The organism is Leptotrichia sp. SK-5 (genome assembly GCF_055387215.1).
In genome coordinates, this window is sequence record NZ_AP028931.1 from 1624857 (window position 1) to 1644369 (window position 19513).

The 19513-nt window shown below is 30.5% G+C and carries 17 protein-coding genes and 1 pseudogene; 3 read left to right on the forward strand and 15 right to left on the reverse strand.

The annotated features are described in order from the left end of the window. Positions 1-16: 16 nt before the first annotated feature. The 6 genes from ACZ5B9_RS08210 to ACZ5B9_RS08235 all read right to left on the reverse strand — a co-directional run bounded on the left by ACZ5B9_RS08210 (position 17) and on the right by ACZ5B9_RS08235 (position 5515). The gene (locus ACZ5B9_RS08210) at positions 17-1096 is read right to left on the reverse strand and encodes a M42 family metallopeptidase (protein WP_464422164.1); all 1080 of its coding nucleotides are present in this window, start codon (positions 1094-1096) and stop codon (positions 17-19) included. 5 nt (positions 1097-1101) lie between these two features. Further along, positions 1102-2091 (reverse strand): hypothetical protein, encoded by a 990-nt coding sequence (locus tag ACZ5B9_RS08215; protein ID WP_464422165.1) that lies wholly within the window; start codon positions 2089-2091, stop codon positions 1102-1104. A gap of 16 nt (positions 2092-2107) precedes the next feature. Then, positions 2108-2629, reverse strand: a complete 522-nt coding sequence (locus ACZ5B9_RS08220; protein WP_464422166.1) for a GrdB-related putative oxidoreductase — start codon at positions 2627-2629, stop codon at positions 2108-2110. 162 nt (positions 2630-2791) lie between these two features. Next, entirely contained in the window at positions 2792-4141 is a 1350-nt protein-coding gene (locus tag ACZ5B9_RS08225; RefSeq protein ID WP_464422167.1) for a PTS sugar transporter subunit IIC, read from the reverse strand. A 1-nt stretch (position 4142) separates the two neighbouring features. Beyond that, the gene (locus ACZ5B9_RS08230) at positions 4143-4469 is read right to left on the reverse strand and encodes a PTS sugar transporter subunit IIB (RefSeq protein ID WP_021769953.1); all 327 of its coding nucleotides are present in this window, start codon (positions 4467-4469) and stop codon (positions 4143-4145) included. A 149-nt stretch (positions 4470-4618) separates the two neighbouring features. Next, entirely contained in the window at positions 4619-5515 is an 897-nt protein-coding gene (locus ACZ5B9_RS08235; protein WP_464422168.1) for a DUF7916 family protein, read from the reverse strand. A 288-nt stretch (positions 5516-5803) separates the two neighbouring features. Between ACZ5B9_RS08235 and ACZ5B9_RS08240 the strand changes: the two genes are divergently transcribed. Next, complete coding sequence (locus ACZ5B9_RS08240) at positions 5804-7000, forward strand: replication initiation protein (protein WP_464422169.1); 1197 nt, start codon at positions 5804-5806, stop codon at positions 6998-7000. 332 nt (positions 7001-7332) lie between these two features. Here the strand turns inward: ACZ5B9_RS08240 and ACZ5B9_RS08245 are convergent, their stop codons facing one another. Next, positions 7333-9072, reverse strand: coding sequence for a glycoside hydrolase family 13 protein (locus ACZ5B9_RS08245; RefSeq protein WP_464422170.1), 1740 nt, complete (start codon positions 9070-9072; stop codon positions 7333-7335). A gap of 396 nt (positions 9073-9468) precedes the next feature. After that, complete coding sequence (locus tag ACZ5B9_RS08250) at positions 9469-10791, reverse strand: 6-phospho-alpha-glucosidase (protein WP_464422171.1); 1323 nt, start codon at positions 10789-10791, stop codon at positions 9469-9471. Positions 10792-11016: 225 nt separating this feature from the next. Between ACZ5B9_RS08250 and ACZ5B9_RS08255 the strand changes: the two genes are divergently transcribed. Continuing rightward, a complete protein-coding gene (locus tag ACZ5B9_RS08255; protein WP_464422172.1) occupies positions 11017-11430 on the forward strand; it encodes a GntR family transcriptional regulator in 414 nt (137 codons plus the stop codon). A gap of 1 nt (position 11431) precedes the next feature. Here ACZ5B9_RS08255 and ACZ5B9_RS08260 read toward each other — a convergent pair whose 3' ends face one another. Continuing rightward, a complete protein-coding gene (locus ACZ5B9_RS08260; protein ID WP_464422173.1) occupies positions 11432-12352 on the reverse strand; it encodes a DDE-type integrase/transposase/recombinase in 921 nt (306 codons plus the stop codon). A 102-nt stretch (positions 12353-12454) separates the two neighbouring features. Here ACZ5B9_RS08260 and ACZ5B9_RS08265 point away from each other — a divergent pair. Then, positions 12455-12841, forward strand: a pseudogene (locus tag ACZ5B9_RS08265) (GntR family transcriptional regulator); the annotation flags it as partial. A 110-nt stretch (positions 12842-12951) separates the two neighbouring features. On the opposite strand, the gene ACZ5B9_RS08270 reads toward ACZ5B9_RS08265, so the two are convergent. The 6 genes from ACZ5B9_RS08270 to ACZ5B9_RS08295 all read right to left on the reverse strand — a co-directional run bounded on the left by ACZ5B9_RS08270 (position 12952) and on the right by ACZ5B9_RS08295 (position 19428). Further along, entirely contained in the window at positions 12952-15135 is a 2184-nt protein-coding gene (locus tag ACZ5B9_RS08270; protein ID WP_464422174.1) for an RNA ligase, read from the reverse strand. Positions 15136-15333: 198 nt separating this feature from the next. Next, complete coding sequence (locus ACZ5B9_RS08275; protein WP_464422175.1) at positions 15334-16161, reverse strand: Cof-type HAD-IIB family hydrolase; 828 nt, start codon at positions 16159-16161, stop codon at positions 15334-15336. 143 nt (positions 16162-16304) lie between these two features. Continuing rightward, positions 16305-17081, reverse strand: a complete 777-nt coding sequence (locus tag ACZ5B9_RS08280; RefSeq protein WP_464422176.1) for an OmpA family protein — start codon at positions 17079-17081, stop codon at positions 16305-16307. Positions 17082-17114: 33 nt separating this feature from the next. After that, a complete protein-coding gene (locus tag ACZ5B9_RS08285) occupies positions 17115-17858 on the reverse strand; it encodes a basic amino acid ABC transporter substrate-binding protein (protein WP_464422177.1) in 744 nt (247 codons plus the stop codon). Positions 17859-17969: 111 nt separating this feature from the next. Next, positions 17970-18698 (reverse strand): amino acid ABC transporter ATP-binding protein, encoded by a 729-nt coding sequence (locus tag ACZ5B9_RS08290; protein WP_021768337.1) that lies wholly within the window; start codon positions 18696-18698, stop codon positions 17970-17972. Beyond that, entirely contained in the window at positions 18691-19428 is a 738-nt protein-coding gene (locus ACZ5B9_RS08295; protein WP_464422178.1) for an amino acid ABC transporter permease, read from the reverse strand. Before ACZ5B9_RS08295 ends, ACZ5B9_RS08290 begins: the two co-directional genes overlap by 8 nt. Between the last annotated feature and the right edge of the window lie 85 nt (positions 19429-19513).

Here is a 19513-nt window from a genome sequence, read left to right on the forward strand (position 1 = left end):
CTCAAGTTTTTTCATCTTATTCACTGTAATTATAGTTTTCCTTCAGTATTCTGTCATACTTTTCAGGAGTCAGATCTTCTACTATCAGTTTCAGCAGTTTCAATGTCGCAATAATATCATCCTTATGTACAACTCCAAGATGAGTATGCATGTATCTCATAGGTATGGATAAAGTTGTTGCAGGTATTCCAGTTCCTGACTTGTGAATATTTCCTGCATCAGTCCCACCATCTGTAAAACAGCTCAGCTGATAAGGAATGTTATTCTTTCTGCATAGATTTTCAATATAAATAAGCAGTCCCCTGTTCATTATGGTCATTGAATCAATAACATTAATAGCTACTCCTTTTCCAAGCTTTATATTGTTTTTATTCAAGGGAGTATCCCCTGCCAAAGTAGTATCCACAGCTATTGCCAGGTCAGGAAATACTTTATGTGCTGTTGTTCTTGCACCCCTAAGTCCCACTTCCTCCTGTACTGTTGCCGCGAGAGTAACCTTATTACCTATATTTTCCTTTTTCAGTATATTCATAAGCCATATTCCTGTCGCTACACTCACACGATTGTCAAAGGCTTTTCCTGCAAGGTATCCTTCTTCATTCAGCTCTATCATTTCTCCATACGGACATATCATATCTCCTACTCTTATTCCCAGTTCTTCAATCCGTTTTTTACTGCTGACTCCCATATCAATATACAGTTTATCAATTGGCAATACCTTTTCTCTTTCCTTTTCCTTTATTGAATGGACTGCAGGTCCACCAATAACACCATAATAAATATTCTTTTTTTCATTTATAACTGCCACTTTCTGATTGAGCAGAACATGCGACCACATATTTCCTACATTCTGAAAATACAGGTACCCCTGCTCATCTATTTCCTTTACGACAAATCCTACTTCATCCATATGAGTTGCTATCATTATGGAAATTCCATCTCCTTCCTTTGTAAAAAGGCAGGAACCAAGGCCATCCTGAGAACATGGAAAATTTATATGCTTTTTCAATATATTGACAATATCTTCTTCAAATCCTGAAATTGCATAAGTTTCTGTCAGCTCCTTCAAAACTTCCCATTTTATATCAAAATTCATTTTTCTCACCCTTTAAATCCGAATTTTTCTATTTTTTCAGCAGTCAGTCTCTTAATAAACTCTATAATTACATCACTAAGATTATTTATGTGCTTTACTTTTAACGAATTTAAAAGAGCCTGTTTATGTTTTAAAGGCAGTACAAGTACAACTGTCGGAGTTCCCTCCAATGACTTATGGATAAATGAGCCGTCTGTTGCTTCCAGCTGAACATGCCCTTTAGGAATATATCCTTTTTTCTGTGCAGCTTCATAAAATTCCTGTTTTAACATTTGATTTGGAAGCATTGACTTATCAAAACTACGAATATATATGGCATTTTCTTTGGGTTCTTTTACATATGCTGTATCAATAACAATAGCTATATCAGGTTTTACAGCAGTCGTTGCCGTTATTGCACCACGCTGACCTGTTACCGAATGGGATATTCCGCCTACTGCTACATCAAATGGAAGATTTTCGTTCCCTTCTTCCAGTTTATCCAGAATAGTAAGGCCAACCTCAAGTCCTGCCCTGTTAGAAAGATTTTTAGAAAGTATTTCTCCTTCCGGAAGGCATAAAGTTGGGACATCAAGTAAAAAAATATCTCCAATCTGAATTCCTGCTTTTAAAACTTCCTCTTTGCTTCCATATCCTGTATCAAGTAAAAGTTCATTTTCATTTTTTACTATAAATCCTATATATTCTTCATGTCTTCTGTTAAGTACTTTTACTGTTCTCTGTTCAAACAGATTCTTTTCATAAAGTCCTATTGTTAAAAATTCCATAAATCCATCTTCTCTGATGTCTGAAATCATTCCTCCACTTTCATCCATGTTGGAACTTATCATTATTTTATATGATGAATCATTTCCTTTTTTAAGACCAAAAATGGACCCTAGTCTATCTTTTATTATTGAAAGATTTCTTTTTTTATATTCATTGTACAAAAAATCATGTACTTCCTTTTCATCCCCTGAAACTCCCTTTAATTGACATAATTCCTCTAATCTCATACCTACTCCATTTCTTTTATTTATATATGTAATCATTTACTTCAGATAAATCTGCTCCATCATAAACTTTTTTTATTACTTTTGCCATATTCTGAAGTGATTCACGTAATCCTACTCCACCTTTTTTTGGCATTTTTATCATTACCAGATTATTTTTATATTTATCTATTATTTCCTTATTTTCTTCTGAACATACAACTACAGGTTTACAGTCTGTTTCCTTCTTTACGTGTTCTGCTAAAATAGAGGACATTTCTGCATAGTTGTAATAGTTGAAACATGGTCCACACAAAAGAATATCAGCTTTTACCTTATTCAGAAGACCTGTCATTTTTTCAAGGACAAGTTCCTGATTTTCCTTAAAATAGCTGTCGCTGCAGTATGTTGTTGCAAGCACTGTTCCACCTATATTTTTTATATATTCTGAAAACATCATGTATGAACCCATTCCACCCTTTTCAAGGGCAAGTTCCACATTAGCTCCTTCTTTCCCGCCTGTTCCAGATTGAATCTGATCAAAAAATAAAACTATTCTCATTGTCTGTCTCCTTTACTGCTAAAAAATTTTACTTATATTGTTCTAATGTTTTTATCGACAATAATATTCTTTATCTTAAATTTCCTTCCATAACGAACAAAACTGCCCCAAAATTAAAATTTATAATTAATTTTGAAACAGCCTTATTCTATAAATTATATATTAGAAAGAGATATCATCAAGTGAAATATCTTCCAAATCATCTTTTTCATTTTGTTCTATAGGTTTTGTCTCATCTTTTAGATATTGAGTATCCAATATTTTAAAGAATGGATAGTAAATCATACATCCTATTGCTACCTGTACTATCTGGAAAAGTCCTGCAACTATACTTCCTGTAGAAAGCCATCCTGAAAAGAATAAAGGCGTTGTCCAAGGTAATAATGTTCCTGTAGTACGAGGAATAATATGTAATACTGTTGCAAGTGTACCTAAAATTGTATTAACAAGCGGTGTTAATAAAAATGGAATCGCAATAATTGGGTTTAATACAACTGGAAGTCCAAAAATAACCATTTCGTTTATTCCAAAAATTCCAGGTACTATAGATAATTTTCCTAATTTTTTCATACGTTCTGACTTACCTTTAAAGATCATCAGTAACACTAGAGATAGTGTACTTCCTCCTCCACCGAAGTTACAGAAGAAATCAGAGAATGAACCTGTAAATATATGAGGTAATGGCATATGAGCCGCAAATGCTTCCTGATTTCCTGTTGTCATAGCCAGGTGTAATGGGGAGAAAACTGTATTTGTAACAGCAGGACCATTAATACCAAAGAACCAGAATAATGTTGATAAGAACTGATAAATCGGTTCAAAGAAGAAATTCTTTCCTAAACCTTCAAGAGGACCTTGCAGAACTTTATAAATAAAATCATGTGCATACTGATCTTTTGTAAAGAAATAGAAGAAAAGTCTTAACACAAAGAACAGAAGCATTACAAACATACTTGGTATTAATGCTGCAAATGAATTCATTACTGCAGGCGGCACTCCTTCAGGAAGTTTTATTGTCCATCCTTTATTTTTAACTGCAGCAAATACAGTTACAGCAAGTAATGCTGTAATCATTGCAAGGAATAAACCTTCTGTTCCTAAATTTCTAAGTGCAAATCCTCTAAAAGCGTTTCCTTCTGCATTTACAAACAAATCATGAGATTGAGGACTTATGATAAGAAAGGCTACTAATGATACAGCTGCTCCTGAAATCCCTTCCACTCCCTTTGCTTTCGCATAATAATATCCAATACCAATAACACCAAGAAGTGCTATTACTCCAAATGTTGAACGGATAACAGCATTAAGATATCCGTCCCATCCTTCACCTAAAAACTGTGCAACAAATTTTTCATATCCTTCAATAGGGAAATTACCAATAACTAAAAATATTGAAGCTGCTATAATTAACGGTGTTCCCACAAGAAATCCATCACGAATTGCTGCTAAAACTTTATTACTGCTCAATTTAGAAGCTAAAGGTCCTAAAACCTTCTCTAATTTATCAAACATGTTATTTTACCGCCTTTTCTTTTAGTATTTTTATTGCTCTTTTTAATATACGTTCCCCGTCAACTTTTCCATAATCTTCAAGATCAATTACTGCTACTGGGATACCTTTTGGTTCATATTTTGAAGCTGTCTCTTCAAGTTTAAACTTTACTTGTGGTCCCAACAAAATTATATCAGGATGAAATTCCTCAACAATAATATCTATCTTATTGTCAGGAAAAGCTTTCACTTCAACGGGAAGACTGTGTTTATCAGCAACTTCCTGCATCCTTCTAGCAACTAGACTTGTAGACATTCCCGCACTACAAAACAAATATATTCTTTTCATAAAATCCTCCTCTGCTATATATAGTCAATCCACTTAAAAATTGGAGTAAAGATATGTAAAAAACAATGGATTGGCTATAGATACAACCTAACCTCCTACTCTTGCTTTAAACTAGAATTGCTATATATTTTTATTTATTATATTTTTATTTATCTATCATTTGAAGCAGCAATCATTCTTATAGTATGTCTTGCACCTCTTATTGCTATTGAGAGTTCCATTATATTTTCATAATTTGCAACTCCTGAATATCCTGCATCTCCAATATGCTGAATATCCACTCCTGCAATTTTATTCATTATTGCTATTTGTCTTATTGTTTCTCTTGTAGAGCTTTCCTGACTTGTTCCTATTGCAGACATTGAAAGTGCTCCATTTTCTTTGATATATTTTACAGCTTTTTCCATTTCACCCTGAGTAAATCCAGGTACTGTTCCCACAGCTGGAAGCATGATGACATCTACACCGCTTTCAATAAATTCTTTTACAACATCTAAATTTGCAACAGGTTCGTCAACTCCCTCAGAGTGCATTTTACCTGCTATTACCATTCCTGAAAAATACTTTTTAGCCAGTTTTATTCCTTCAGCAATCTGACTGTTTGTAACTCCTGTTCCAGGATTACCTGTCAGGCACACAAAATCAAATCCCATTTCTTCTATCTTTTTTAATGTAGCTTCTGAACATATTCTTCCTTCAGGAATAATCTCTATTTCTTCCATCATGTCAGCTTTCAAATCCACAGGTTCCAGATTAAGTCCTACAGGTCTTCCTGTAAGTTTTTTTACAAGCTTTATCGGCTCATCTGACTCAGGAAGAGCATCTATAACCGGATTATATACGTCAATTCCATTCAGCAGTATAAGGTCTGCTCCAAAAGCTCTTGCCAGTTCACTATTTGTAACATCACCTGTAACACTTCTTCTTCCTGCAACATTTTCTGATAATACTGTTCTTCCTTCACTTGCCTTAATAGCATTCTTCAAGTCTTGGCCTGACATTTTATTAAAATCACTAGTAAAACAGCTTAATAACCTCTTTCCCATTTGTTCTTCCTCCAATTTTAATTTTATCTTTAAATATTTTTATTTTTCACTATCGTTATACCCCACATTTTTCATTTTGTCAAAAAAAATTTTAATTATTAATTTAATATTTTTTATATTATTTATTTTTATCTTAGTTGATTTTTTCCTTTATTTAAAGTATAATTATAAAAAAGCGAAAATTTATTTATGTTTTTCGTTTAAATAAATATAATTTATAAATAATAAAATTAATTATAAAAATTAGACGAAAAATATAATTTTTTTTTCGTTGTTAAGGAGAATAAAATGAATATCTATTTTTCAGAAGAATTTACAAATCTTCAAACCAATATCAAACTTGAATTTTCAAAAAAAATAACAAAAAATGAAAAAATATTTCTCAAATTACTATTTTTTAGAATTATTTCAGATTCTTTATTTTTAAAAAAAGCTGAAATCAGATTTGAAGAAATTCTTTCTACACTTGAATTTGATTCAATTGACAATCTCACAACATTTTTTAAAACTCTATCAGAAAAATACATACTTTTTTCTACAGATGCTCAATTTTCAGGTTCTTTTGGAATTATTTCATCCTTTATTTTGCATTCTGACTATTGCCAGATATTTTTTACTGAAGAATTTAAAAGTTGTTTTTCTCTCAAAAAAAATTTTTTCTCTCTTCTTGATATTGAAAAATTTATTTTTATGAATGATTCCTTCTCATTCAATTTTTATAATAATATTATCAAAAATTTAAAAAATAAAAACGAAGTTACTTTACCTGTTTCATTAGTAAAAATGTATTTAAACACGGATAACAAATATGAAAGATTTTTTGATTTTGAAAAACATATTTTGAAAAAAGCTATATCAGATATAAACACTTTTACAGATTTTTTAGTTGAATATGAAAAGATAAAAGAAAGTAAAAAAGCAACAAATAAAATTATTTCAATAAATTTTTTTATTAATAAATCAAGACAGTCTTACAAGCCTTATGATAATAAAATTTATAAAATGCTGGAACTTATTAAGGAAAAAATTTCTAATCCTGAAGAAATTTATCATTTACTCGTTCTATACGTAACAAAGAGAGGATATAAATATGTCTATGATAATATAGATTATGTAAAAAATTCTTTTTCTGAAGATTTTGAAAAAAATTTAAAAAAATCTCTTATGCTTAATCTAGCTTCAAACAATCTAAAACTTTTTGTGAATGTATCAAAATCCGTTAAATCTCCGATAGTACTATTTTACACTCTTACAAGAAAACTTAACAAAATTAAAAGACATTATCCAAAAATTGAAGAACTTATGCATAACTTTAAATTAAGAAACATTGATTCCATAAGCTATTTTAACGATAAGGACTCTTTTGAATTTTCAAATAAATATATCAGAATTTTTGTAAAATATTATTCTAGCAAGAAATCCATTATTGAAATATATCTTCCAAGCAATATTATTGAAAAAATGAAACTAGAAAATGAAATTTAATATTATACTCGATCCATTTAAAATGGAATTACTAAAAATTACACAAATTTAAGATTTGAGTAAAACAGTCATAGCTTTTGAGTTTGATTTAAAAAAAGTTTTACTATCCTATATGACCAAAATACCATGTAATTCTATAAAACTAAAAATTATAATATTAAACAAAATTTTAATTAATTAAATTAATTATAAATCGAAAATAATAAAAACTGTCCAATATTTCTATTTTAAGAATAAAAGACAGTTTTTATTTTCATTTCTCTGCAAGTAATCAAACAATATTAATTATTTTTAATTCTATTTTTTAAAAAATCTTACATTAAATTTTATTGTTAAATTTCTACTAACAAGCTTTGGTATCCTTCTAAAACTAATACCTTTCCATTATTTTCAGCATTTTCATAATTATTAATCAGAACATCGCCCAATTTGATTTCTTCTTCACTAATACTTTTAGCGATTTCATTTAATTCCACTTCCTGTTTTTTCTCAGAAAAATTATTAATACAAAGAACTTTCTGATTTTCATATTTTCTTATATACGCAATTATTTTATCATTTTCTAAGTCTACTGGAATAAATTCTCCAAAAGTCAGACAATCTGAATATTTTCCATTTTGCCGTAGTTCAATCATTTTTTTATAATGGGCAAAAATTGAATCTTCATTATTTATTTGAGATTCGGCATTTACTTTTTCGTGACTTCCAGTCAATTCTATCCATGCTTTTATATTCTCATCTTTTGAAAATCCTGCATTTTTAGTGCTATTCCATTGGAAAGGTGTTCTTGAATTGTCACGGCTTCTTTTGTTTACAAAATATAGTGCTTCTTCAGGCGAAAATCCTTCTCCCAATGCTCGTTGATACTGATCTTTACTGGCAATATCATCAAACTGTGCTATGTCAGTTCTCTCAAAATTGTCCATTCCTATTTCCTGTCCCTGATAAATAAATGGTGTCCCACGTAAAAAGAAAAACAATGTAGCAAGTAATTTTGCATTTATTTCATTTGCTTTTTTCCCTAAAAATTTATTCAAACTTCTAGGTAAGTCATGATTTTCCAAAAATGGTGCTCCCCATCCATATTTCTGCTGTGTTAGCTGACTCTCAAAAATTTTGTTTCTTAATTCTTTCACTTTCACATCCTGCACTGAATAGTAAAAACCTTCTTTCGCCATATCCAAATCAGAATAGCTGAAATCAAAAATCATTGAAAAAAATCCGTTTTCACCAATAAAATCATTATATCTTTCATATTCCAGCAAAGGTGTTTCAGCTACAGTCATACAATTATACTTCTTAAATGTTTTTTCTGCCAGTTCTGTTAAGAATTCCTCAATTCCCGACTGATTCAAAGTGTACTTTATATTATGTGCAAGCCCATCTGCACCATCAACAGGTAAATCCAGATAATCCTTATCTTTTTTTATTGAATTTATAGCATCTACCCTAAAACCTGCAATTCCCTTTTCCAGCCAGTAATTCACCATTTTATAAAGTTCTTCCCTTACTTCAGGATTTTCCCAATTTAAATCAGGCTGTTTCTTTGAAAATAAATGTAAATAATACATTTCATTCCCATTTTCATCAGTTTCCCCTTCAACCTTTTCCCAAGCAGAACCTCCAAAATGGCTTCTCCAGTTTGTTGGTGGCAGTCCATTTTTTCCTCTTTTAAAAATATAATAATTTCTATACTTGCTTTCAGGATTTTTCAACGCTTCCAAAAACCACTCATGCTCATCTGAAGTATGATTAATTACTAAATCTAAAATTATCTTTATTCCTCTTTTTTCCGCCTCTACAATTAATCTTTCTAAATCTTCCTTTGTTCCAAATTCAGGATTTATATCATAATAATCAGAAATATCGTATCCATTGTCATCCATTGGCGACTTATACACAGGACAAATCCAAATAAGAGTTATCCCCAGTTCTTTTAGATAGTCCAATTTTTCAGTAATTCCATTTAAATCTCCAATTCCATCATTGTTACTGTCATAAAAACTTCTTGGATATATTTGATATCCAATTTCTTTCTTCCACCATTTTTTATCTAATTTTTTTGTATCCATATTTTCTCCTTCATATTTAATAAAGTCATTTTTTTAAACCTGCCAATCTAAATATACAGATTAACAGGCATTAAGGTGATGCCGATGATGAATTTTAACTATTTTTTACTAATAATCAAAAACAAAATGACTATAGTTATCAAAATAGTAAAATCCCAATTCATTTTTACCACCTCTCAACTGTCCCATTTGTTTGTTAATTTTGCAGAACTAACTCGGTAATTATATCATAAAAAAAGACCCCATTCAATAAAGAATAGAGCCTTTTCTTCTGCAAATTTTTTATTTCCAAATGAAACAGTTGGTTTTTATTTTCTTAAAGTAATTATATCATAAACTAATTAACATTTCAAGCACTAAAAATTTATTTTCATTTTAAAATTATTAAGATGTAATCTATTTCAACACTGGCCAGAAGTCTTTATTTGCTTCAATTAAGTCATCTAATATTGCTTTTGCAACAGATGCACTTGGTACTGTTCTTGACAATGTGATTGCTTGCCATAATTTTTGGTATGAACCTTCAATCCATGCTTCTACTACCAATTTTTCAACTGATACTTGTTGTTCCATTAATCCTTTTTGGAATTGAGGGATTTTACCTTGGACAATTTTTTCTGGTCCATTTGAACCTACTATACAAGGCACTTCAACCATTGCAGTTGGATCAAAGTTTGAAATTGCTCCGTCATTTTCTACTATTAATAACATTCTTTCTTTTGTATCATAAGCGATTGCTCTTGCCAGGTCAACTATATATGAAGCATGATCGTCAACGTGAAGTTTGCTATCTTTTGCTGTTCCTTTTTCAGCGATTGCTCTACATTCTCCGAATACAAATTTTTCTCTTCCTTCCATTACTTCATTTGCTCTTGTATGGTTAGGATTTGAATGTTCTACCACATAGTCAGGGAAGAAATAGTATTTTAAGTATGTGTTTGGCAATGTTGTTGGATCGATTGCAAATACATCTTTTGCTTTTGTAAATGTGTCATTCCAGCTTGCTTCTGTGTTTTCGCCTTCAATTGGTACATTATATCCAACTTTTGCAACTTTTTCCTTTAACGCAGGCATTAAGTCATTTCCTTCTTTATCTCTAATGTCTGTCCACCATCCAAAGTGATTTAATCCAAAGTATCTAATTACCATATCTTTTCTTGATTTAAGCCCAAGCATTTCAGCCATTCTTATTTCAATTCCAATTGGCATGTCACAAATATTTAATATTTTAGAGTTTGGACGTAATCTTCTAGTTGCTTCTGCTACGATTGCTGCAGGGTTTGAATAGTTTAACATCCATGCATTTGGCGAATATTTTTCCATATAATCAACTAACTCGATAACTCCACCAATTGAACGCATTCCATAAGAAATTCCTCCAGGTCCGCAAGTTTCTTGCCCTAATACTCCGTGTCTTAAAGGTATTTTTTCATCTTTTTCACGCATTGCATATTTTCCAACTCTTATATGTGCCATAACAAAGTCAACGTCTGTAAATGCTGTTTCAGGGTCTGTTGTGTAAACAAAGTTAATATCAGGTGCTTTTTCCTTTATAATAATGTCACAAGCTTTTGCTATAACTTCTTGTCTTTCTGCATCGTTATCATAAAATTTTATTTGTCTAATCGGAAATTTATCTAAATTTTCAAGTAACATCAACACAATTCCTGGAGTAAATGTACTCCCTCCACCAGCTACTACAATTGAAAATTTCTTCATAAATAATCATCTCCATTTCTATTTTTATTAATTTTATTTCCTATTTTTATTATTTATTATATCACAATTTTTTAAAATGTCAATACTTTTATATAAATCTTTTTAATTTTTCAAAAGAATTATATAAACCTTTTTTTGTTGATATTTATTATTATTTATTGTATAATCATAGTAATAATACTTAAAATCGAACTTAAAATTTATAAGAAAGGTTTATATAAATGAATGAATAAATACGAAAAAGTATATCACGATATAAAAGATAAAATTAAAAATGATAAACTAAAGCCTGGAGATTTTCTAAAAAAAGAAGACGATTTGGCACTAGATTATAATTTTTCCAAGCTGACTGTAAGAAAAGCTCTCTCCATGCTAGAAGCAGAAGGCTATATTCAAAAAATAAAAGGTAAAAAATCTATTATACTTGAGAAAAAAAATCTAGAAAATATTTCTTTGACTTCCATTCAGACTGTACAAGAAATTAACAAGCTTCAAAATATTCATCTTGAAACTGATTTAATCAGTTTATACATTGTTCAAGGAGTAAAAAAACTAATGGAAGAATTTCAATGTATAGATGTCAAACATTTGTTACAAAAATATATTAAAAAAAATATTTCTTTCCTAATGTATCTTTAACCTACTGATTTTCCTTGTACTCTTTTAATACTTCATTTGGACTCTTAAAGCCCAGTACTTTTCTTGATATGTTGTTGTATCTTGTATTGTATTTCCTTATTGCCCTTAACAGTTCTTCCTTGCTTTTAAATTTCTTGTCCCCATAGTACTTGCTGTCAAGCCTGTGGCTTCTTTCCACTTTTCCATTCTCCCATGGCGAATATGGACGGGTTGTCACGTACTCTATCCCCTTCTCCTCCAGTTTCACCTCAAACAGCGTTTTCTTATCACTTTCAGAATTTGTGAACTCTTTCCCATTGTCTGTCTGAACTTTCTTTATGTCAAATCCCAGCTCCCTTTCCAAGTTCTCTAGAAACTTTGCGGTCTGATAGGTGCTTTTTTCATCTGCTATCCTTAACACTCTTTTTCTTGTATATTCATCTAATGCCGTTATTTGATAATACTTCTGGTCACGTGTGCCAAACTGTATGCATTCTTCCGGAACATATTTTATGTCTATCTGTACTCTTTCCCCAGGGTACTTCGCCTGTTCAGCCTTCTTTTTTCTTTTATGCGGCTTTTTAATGTTTTCTTTGGCATTGCCCTTCATTTTCCTTATTATCCTGCACATTGAATCGTATGTACGGCTGTAGCCTTCCTTTCTCGCTTTGACATAAACTTCTGCCAGCCCTTCATAGCCAAATTTCCTGTATTTTTTCATAACCAGTTCTATTTCTTCCTGCGTGTGCTGGTTTGGGTGGCTTTCAGGTCTTCTGCTTTTTGGCAGAAGAGACTGGACTGTGCCGTCGTATCTGTCTCTCCAACGTTTTATCTGCTGACGTGATGTTTTATATTTCACTGCTGCCTTTGAATTATTATTATGTTTTATTGCATACTCAATTGCCCGTTGACGAACACGGTATATTTCTGATATACTACTCATATGAAAGGTTTCTCCTTAATGTGGTTTTGGTTGGCTTACATTATATCAGAAACCTTTCTTTTTTTGTATATTCTTGTCACATATGTATTATCTCACAACATAAAAAAACTAATGGAAGAATTTCAAGTACCTGAAAGTGCTGATTTTTATAAAGTTGTCCGTACCAATTCTTTAAATGGAGAAGTTTTAAATTATTCTACGAGTTTTTTTGATAGAAAAATTGTACCTTTTCTAAATGAAGAAATAGCAAAAAAATCAATATATGAATATCTGGAAAAAGAACTTAACCTAAAAATAGCTTATTCACGTAGAGATATTAGTTTTAGAAAAATTACTTCTGAAGAACAGAAATATTTTAAGTTAGAGGATATAAATATGGTTGTGGTTATTGAAACTCATGCCTATCTTTCAAATGGCACACTATTTCAATACGAAACCATAATTCATCATCCTGAAAAATTCACCTTTAGTGCAATTGCAAAAAGATAGTTTAAATTTCAATAATTTTTAAACAACAAACTCCTAAGAAATAAAATATAATAAAAATTATGGGCTACACTAAGACATTCTCCTAGATCAAGCCCATATTTTATTATTAATTATTTTTTCTTACTCTCATATTCATTCATTAAGTCAATAATATGAGCATTTTCAACTTTATCATTATCAAGTTCAATAAGCCATTCAATAAACTCCTGTTCGTCCTTATATCTTCCAGCAAGTTTTGCTCTATTGAAATCTTTTCTATAAAATTCCAGAATTCCACGCCGTTTTTTCCAAAGACTATAGTGCTTTGCCTTGTATTTAAACATAAGTCCATTTTGAGCACAAAATACAATACCTTCAGCATTTTCAAAATTATCATAATTTTCCATCAAGTCAATTATTTCGTCAAAGTTATTGCATTTTTTGATTTCCTTTTTCATTTTAACAACATCATCATCAAAATTCAGCTCTTTTAAAAATCTTTCACTAAAATTATTATCCACATGCACACCATTTATAAACAAGCTATTATCAATAACATCTAAAATAAAAAGATGTTCTCTTCCAAAATAATCAACTATGTGCCTATCTTCGTTTGAAACCACTTCAAATACTATGGAAACATCATTTTCACTGCAAATTCTGAAAATCTCATCTTTCATCTTTTTACTTGCTTTTTCAAAAAGAGTTTCAAAATATTTGACATGTGTTCCATTTGTTACACTTTTGGTTGCAAATACAAATTTTTCATCAATAACTGAAAGTATTCCTAAGAATCCATTGTATTTTTCGTAAGCTGTAACTGGATAAACTATGTTGTTTTCAAGATATTCTCTAGTAGAATATTTATTTTCTCCGTAATTAAAAAATTTATTATAGCTTCTTATTTTCACTTTTCCTGTTTCCGCATCCACAAAAAGTCCACGTGCCTTAATTGTCGAATCATTCCACAACTTTTTCCGAAACACGTTTCTTCCAAAATTTAATGAATATAAGTTCGGTTTTGTATTTTTAACGCTGATTAGTTTACTTACAATCAATTTATTCACATCTTCATCGGCTGTCAAATTTATCTGCTTGTTTTCTTTTGCCTTTTCCAGTTCGTGTTGCAAATAATCTCTATCGTAAACAGGGTTTATAACTGATTTTTGCAAAATTTTATCTGGCATTACATCCAAATATTTCAGTTCCCCTCCATACTCAACTTCCCCTTCCAGACAAATTGAATGTTCAGTCGAATTTACACCTCTATGCCCATGAACCTGCACAAAATTCTGACATTTTCCCTTCAAATAATTTTCCTCATAAAGTTCTCCAATTTCGGTTTCAAAGCTTCCAACACCGTTTATCATTTCGTTAGTCGATACAAGTGCTAAATTAGGTACAAAAGACAGCCCTGCATGTGTACAAAGAATTTTATGATTGTGAAATTTAAAGGCATAACATTGTCTTAATTTTTTATAAAATTTTCTAATTTCCCTTTTAAAACTATCTATATTTTTTTCATTTTCCAAAATTGCTGGCAAAGTTACATTTAAAAATTCCTTTGAGTTAATTTTAAAATCATTGGCAAAATTTTCCAGATGAATTTCATGATTTCCTTCAATCATTATAACATTTTCCTTTTTATATAAATCCAGCATTAACAAAAGTGTCTGTTTATGCTCAATTCCTCTGTCCAAAAAATCTCCTAAAAATACATACAAGGTATTTTTGTCAAAATTCTTCACAATTTCAGAAATCGCTGTAAAGCATGAATGAATATCCCCAATTATCCGAACTTTATCATATTTTTCCGTTACATCATCAACATAAAAATTTATAATTTCATTTATGTCAAAAATTCTTTTAAAACTTCCTGAAAGTTTTTCATTTTGAATATTCCTAAACATTCTGCTTATAACATTTTCAGCAACCTGCTTATAGTTTTCTCTCTTTTTATTATTTTCAATACACTCTTCAAGTGGGGTATCAATCTGATAATAATAAATTGTATATTTATACTTGTCTGCAAGAGCCTTGTAGGAATTCATCGCTTTTTTTGTAGTATGTGTCGCATCAACAACTGTAAATTCTCCCTTTTTCATTCTTTCTTCCAGACAGTTAAAAAGCATTTCCCAAGCCAGCCTGTCATTTTTCTGCGAAATCTCAAAATCTCCAAATTTTGTCAATTTAGGATTTGAAATTAAAAGTCTAAACTTATCAGCTTCAAGAGTGTATGGCTCCAAACTATTTTTCTTAATAAAGGTACTTTTTCCACTTCCAACTGTTCCCCTTAGCAGTAACAGTGTTCTCATTTTTCCTCCTTATCTATTTTTATTTTAGCTATTTATAAAAATTTAAAAAACATTTTCTAGCGTTTTTTCTCACAAGGTTTTCCATTTTCATTTAAATACCCAACAAAATCTATTCTTTCAACTCTAAACTGTAAATTTGTTACTGGAGACTATTTTATTTTTTTAAAGCTTTTGATTTTACAATTATCTATATGATAATTATAATTTATTTAAAGCATATTTTCTAATTGCCTTTGCCACTCCATCATTTTCATTAGTATCAGTTGTATATTTAGCTGCATTTCTTGCTAATTCAGAAGCATTACCCATTGCAACACCATAATTTGCATATTCAAGCATTTCAACATCGTTGTTTCCATCTCCAATTGCCATTACTTCTTCCTGTTTTATCCCCAATCTTTCCACCAAAGCCTTTAAACCAGTTCCTTTATTATTTCCTTTTGGCAATACTTCATAAACATAAGGCTGACTCAAGACTTGGCTGTAATTTTCTTTTAAAATATTTTCATAATTACTGTGAAACTCTGCCATTTTTTTAGGGTTTCCCAAATACATCGCTTTAACAATGTTGTATTTTCCGCTCTTAGCTTCTTCCAAAGTTATATCTGTAATATCAGAAAACACAAAGTTTGCATCCATAATAAGCTCATCAGTTGGCTTTTTCCCGATATTAAAATAATGTTTTTCATCAACTAATGTAAAATTTATACCTTCCTTTTTTTCACTGCATTTATACAAATAATCGATGTCATCAGCAGTCATCTTAGCCGAATCTATCAACTCCCAATCGTGAGTTCTATGAATTGAGCATCCATTATTCAGTATAACATACCCTTCCAAATCCAGCTCATGTAACTCAAGTTCTTCATAAAATGGAAAAATTCCATATAAAGGTCTGCCTGTACAAAGAACGATCTTTATCCCAGCCTCTATTGCTTCGTGAATAGCTTCTTTTTGTGCTTTATCAATATGTTTTTTCTCATTTAATAAAGTTCCATCCATATCAATTGCAATTAATTTTATCATTGTTTTCCTTTCCGTTTCAAAATTGTATTACTAATATTTTTTATAAAAAATTTATTTAATTATAATAATTATTTATATAAACTTAAAAGGAATTATCCCAAAACTAGAAATAATTCCCCATAACAAATAAATAATTCGACTTGTTATACTTGCCCTTTTTTCAAAAATCTAAATTCTACTCTTCGATTTCCTTCTCTTCCTTCTTCTGTATCATTTGTTTTAATTGGATTACTTTCTCCACGACCTATTATATCCAAAATTCTATCTTTAGACAGTCCTAATTCTATCAATTTTGAACTTACTTTTTCAGCCCTTCTAAGAGATAATCTTTTATTATATGAAGAGGCACCCCTAGCATCTGTATATCCAATTATTGATACAATAAAATCATTATTTTCAATATAATCCTTTATATCGCGTAAAACAGAATATGCTTCCTTGTTTATATCGACGCTATTTTTATGAAAGCTCAAATCATTTGTTCTCAACGTTATTATTTCTGATTTTGAAATTTCTACTCTTTCCGGATTATTTATTGGATTTTTCTGAATATCAGAAGATATCTGTTCAGATTGTACTGATGTTACTGTTGGATCTTGTTGAGGAACAATTGATGATTTTTGCTCAGTCTTTTCTGGTGCTGCTATTGGTGTTGATGTTTTTTTATCAACTATTTGCGTTCCAGTACCATCTTGTGTTAATGTAACAGTTATTAAATCTGGATTTTCTTCTGCTGATACTGTCTTTTGGGGATTTGGCGTATCTAGTGTAGGGACATCATTTTTTACGTCCTGTTGTATATCTGCCACATTCGCACGAATTATATCTTTTCTCATATCAGAAGTTGTTATTTTTTCAGATACCGTTGGTACAGCCATTGCTACTATTGAAGAAACTGCAACTAATGTTGGCTTTTTCATGATTTATTCTTCCTCCCTTTTCAGTCAGCTATTTTATTTTTGGCTTTTTTCTAAATCATATTTTTTAATTAATTCATCATATTTTCCATTTTCTCTCATTTTTTTCAATTCAGCATTTATTTGTTTTATTAATTCAGGGTTTTTACCTTTATTTACAGCCATTGCCATTCCAATTTTAGCTGGTTTTTCATCAAAAATTTCCATTTCAGGATTTTTTTTCATATATTCTTCAGCTACTGCTTTTTCAAGAATAATCACATCTATTTTTCCAGCTTTTAAATCCAAAATTGTATTTACTGTGCTTTCGTTTGGAACAACAGTTGCTCCGTTAATCGCTTTTGCTGCTATTTCCTGAATTGTTCCAAGTTGAACTCCTATTTTCTTACCACTTAATGTAGATGGTGTAACTGCTGTATTTCCTTTTTTTCTTATATAAGTTTCTTTTGAAATAAAATAATCATCTGTAAAATCAACTGATTTTTTTCTTTCTTCAGTAGAACTCATACCAGATACAATAATATCAATTTTCCCTGCTTTTAATGCTGGTATCAGACCATCAAAAGACTGGTCTATAATTTCAACTTCATATCCAAGATTTTTCCCAATTTCATTTATCATATCTACATCAAATCCAGCAACTTGACCATTTTCAACATATTCAAACGGAGCAAAAACTGCATTTAATCCCACTCTTAATTTTTTCTGCCCACTATCTTTTTTTCCACACGACACAAGTCCAAAAATTACCAATGTCAATACTAAAAATACTTTTTTCATAACCTTCCTCGCTTTCCATTTTTATATTTCATTTTTATTTATGTTTATCTAAAATTACTAATTTATCCTAAATACTTATCATTTTCCCACTATCTAGTTAAAGTGATTTTTTTAATGATTTAACACTTTATCTAAAAATTCCCTTGCTCTTTCTGTTTTTGGATTATCAAATAAATCCTGTGGTTTTGCATCTTCCAAAATATATCCCTCATCCATAAAAAATACTCTATTTGCAACATTTCTAGCAAATCCCATTTCATGTGTTACAACAATCATCGTCATTCCAGCATTTGCAAGTTCTCTCATTACCTCCAGAACTTCCCCTATCATTTCGGGATCAAGTGCAGATGTTGGTTCATCAAATAAAATTACTTTTGGATTCATTGCTAATGCCCTTGCAATCGCAACCCTTTGTTTCTGACCACCAGACAACTTGTTTGGATAAACATCTTTTTTATCAGCAAGTCCTACTTTTTCCAATAATTCTACAGCCAATTTTTCTGCCTCAGATTTTGACATTTTTTTCAGTCTAATTGGTCCTAAAGTAATATTTTCCAATACTGTTTTGTGAGGGTATAAATTAAAGTGCTGAAACACCATTCCAACTTCTTCACGAATTTTGTTTATATCCACTCCATGTTCCAAAATATTTGTATTATTTATTTTAATTTCTCCAGATGTAGGTTCTTCAAGTCTATTTATACAACGTAAAAATGTTGATTTTCCACTTCCAGAAGGCCCTATAATTGAAATTACTTCCCCCTCTTTGATTTCAGTGCTAATTCCTTTTAGCACTTCCAGTTCTCCATATTTCTTCTTCAAATTTTTTATCTTAATCATTTTCCTTTAATCTCATCTCCAATCGTTTCCCAATAAATGAGAATAATTTTACGCTGATATAATAAACCAAACCAGTAAACAATATTGGTTTTACACTATAATACACAGCTTGTAAACTTTTACTGTTCATTGTAATGTCTACAACACTAATATATCCTACAACAGCTGTTTCCTTAAATAAGTTTATAAATTCATTCAAGAGTGCTGGTAAAATATTTTTTATTGCTTGTGGCATTATAATTTCATTCATTGCCATTCTATAAGGCATACCAGTCGCTCTTGCAGCTTCCATTTGTCCCTTGTCTATACTTTCAATTCCAGAACGAATTGTCTCCTCCACATAAGCCGCACTATTAAGTCCTAAAGCAATTAATGCAATCCAGTAATTATTAAATATCACAACTACAAAAGATAGTGTCAAAAGCTGTAGAACCATTGGTGTACCACGCATTATATCAACATATTCATCAATAACAACATCTTTTATCATATTAACAGTTTCACTTTTTGTCTTTTGAAATTTAAAAAATGCTAACAACATTCCCAAAAGAATACCAATAGCAGCCCCTCCAACTGTTAGTCCTAACGTAGTTACAAAGTAGCTGCTTGCATAAATTTCCCATTCTTTTGGTTTCATATCATACGGAAACACAAGAAGCACCACAACAGTTACAACTGCTATAAAAAATGAGGTTTTTACTATTTTTCGTGTTTTTTCCAATTCTTCCATTATATTTAATGAACTTTAATTTTGTTCATATCCTCCTTATATTCTAGTTATTATAATATTATTATACCTAATATTTATAGGTTTT

Excerpts from the sequence above, each read along its gene's own strand:
- ACZ5B9_RS08210 (WP_464422164.1), bottom strand. The coding sequence starts at position 1,096 with ATGAATTTTGATATAAAATGGGAAGTTTTGAAGGAGCTGACAGAAACT.
- ACZ5B9_RS08215 (WP_464422165.1), bottom strand. The coding sequence starts at position 2,091 with ATGAGATTAGAGGAATTATGTCAATTAAAGGGAGTTTCAGGGGATGAA.
- ACZ5B9_RS08220 (WP_464422166.1), bottom strand. The coding sequence starts at position 2,629 with ATGAGAATAGTTTTATTTTTTGATCAGATTCAATCTGGAACAGGCGGG.
- ACZ5B9_RS08225 (WP_464422167.1), bottom strand. The coding sequence starts at position 4,141 with ATGTTTGATAAATTAGAGAAGGTTTTAGGACCTTTAGCTTCTAAATTG.
- ACZ5B9_RS08230 (WP_021769953.1), bottom strand. The coding sequence starts at position 4,469 with ATGAAAAGAATATATTTGTTTTGTAGTGCGGGAATGTCTACAAGTCTA.
- ACZ5B9_RS08235 (WP_464422168.1), bottom strand. The coding sequence starts at position 5,515 with ATGGGAAAGAGGTTATTAAGCTGTTTTACTAGTGATTTTAATAAAATG.
- ACZ5B9_RS08240 (WP_464422169.1), top strand. The coding sequence starts at position 5,804 with ATGAATATCTATTTTTCAGAAGAATTTACAAATCTTCAAACCAATATC.
- ACZ5B9_RS08245 (WP_464422170.1), bottom strand. The coding sequence starts at position 9,072 with ATGGATACAAAAAAATTAGATAAAAAATGGTGGAAGAAAGAAATTGGA.
- ACZ5B9_RS08250 (WP_464422171.1), bottom strand. The coding sequence starts at position 10,791 with ATGAAGAAATTTTCAATTGTAGTAGCTGGTGGAGGGAGTACATTTACT.
- ACZ5B9_RS08255 (WP_464422172.1), top strand. The coding sequence starts at position 11,017 with ATGAATAAATACGAAAAAGTATATCACGATATAAAAGATAAAATTAAA.
- ACZ5B9_RS08260 (WP_464422173.1), bottom strand. The coding sequence starts at position 12,352 with ATGAGTAGTATATCAGAAATATACCGTGTTCGTCAACGGGCAATTGAG.
- ACZ5B9_RS08270 (WP_464422174.1), bottom strand. The coding sequence starts at position 15,135 with ATGAGAACACTGTTACTGCTAAGGGGAACAGTTGGAAGTGGAAAAAGT.
- ACZ5B9_RS08275 (WP_464422175.1), bottom strand. The coding sequence starts at position 16,161 with ATGATAAAATTAATTGCAATTGATATGGATGGAACTTTATTAAATGAG.
- ACZ5B9_RS08280 (WP_464422176.1), bottom strand. The coding sequence starts at position 17,081 with ATGAAAAAGCCAACATTAGTTGCAGTTTCTTCAATAGTAGCAATGGCT.
- ACZ5B9_RS08285 (WP_464422177.1), bottom strand. The coding sequence starts at position 17,858 with ATGAAAAAAGTATTTTTAGTATTGACATTGGTAATTTTTGGACTTGTG.
- ACZ5B9_RS08290 (WP_021768337.1), bottom strand. The coding sequence starts at position 18,698 with ATGATTAAGATAAAAAATTTGAAGAAGAAATATGGAGAACTGGAAGTG.
- ACZ5B9_RS08295 (WP_464422178.1), bottom strand. The coding sequence starts at position 19,428 with ATGGAAGAATTGGAAAAAACACGAAAAATAGTAAAAACCTCATTTTTT.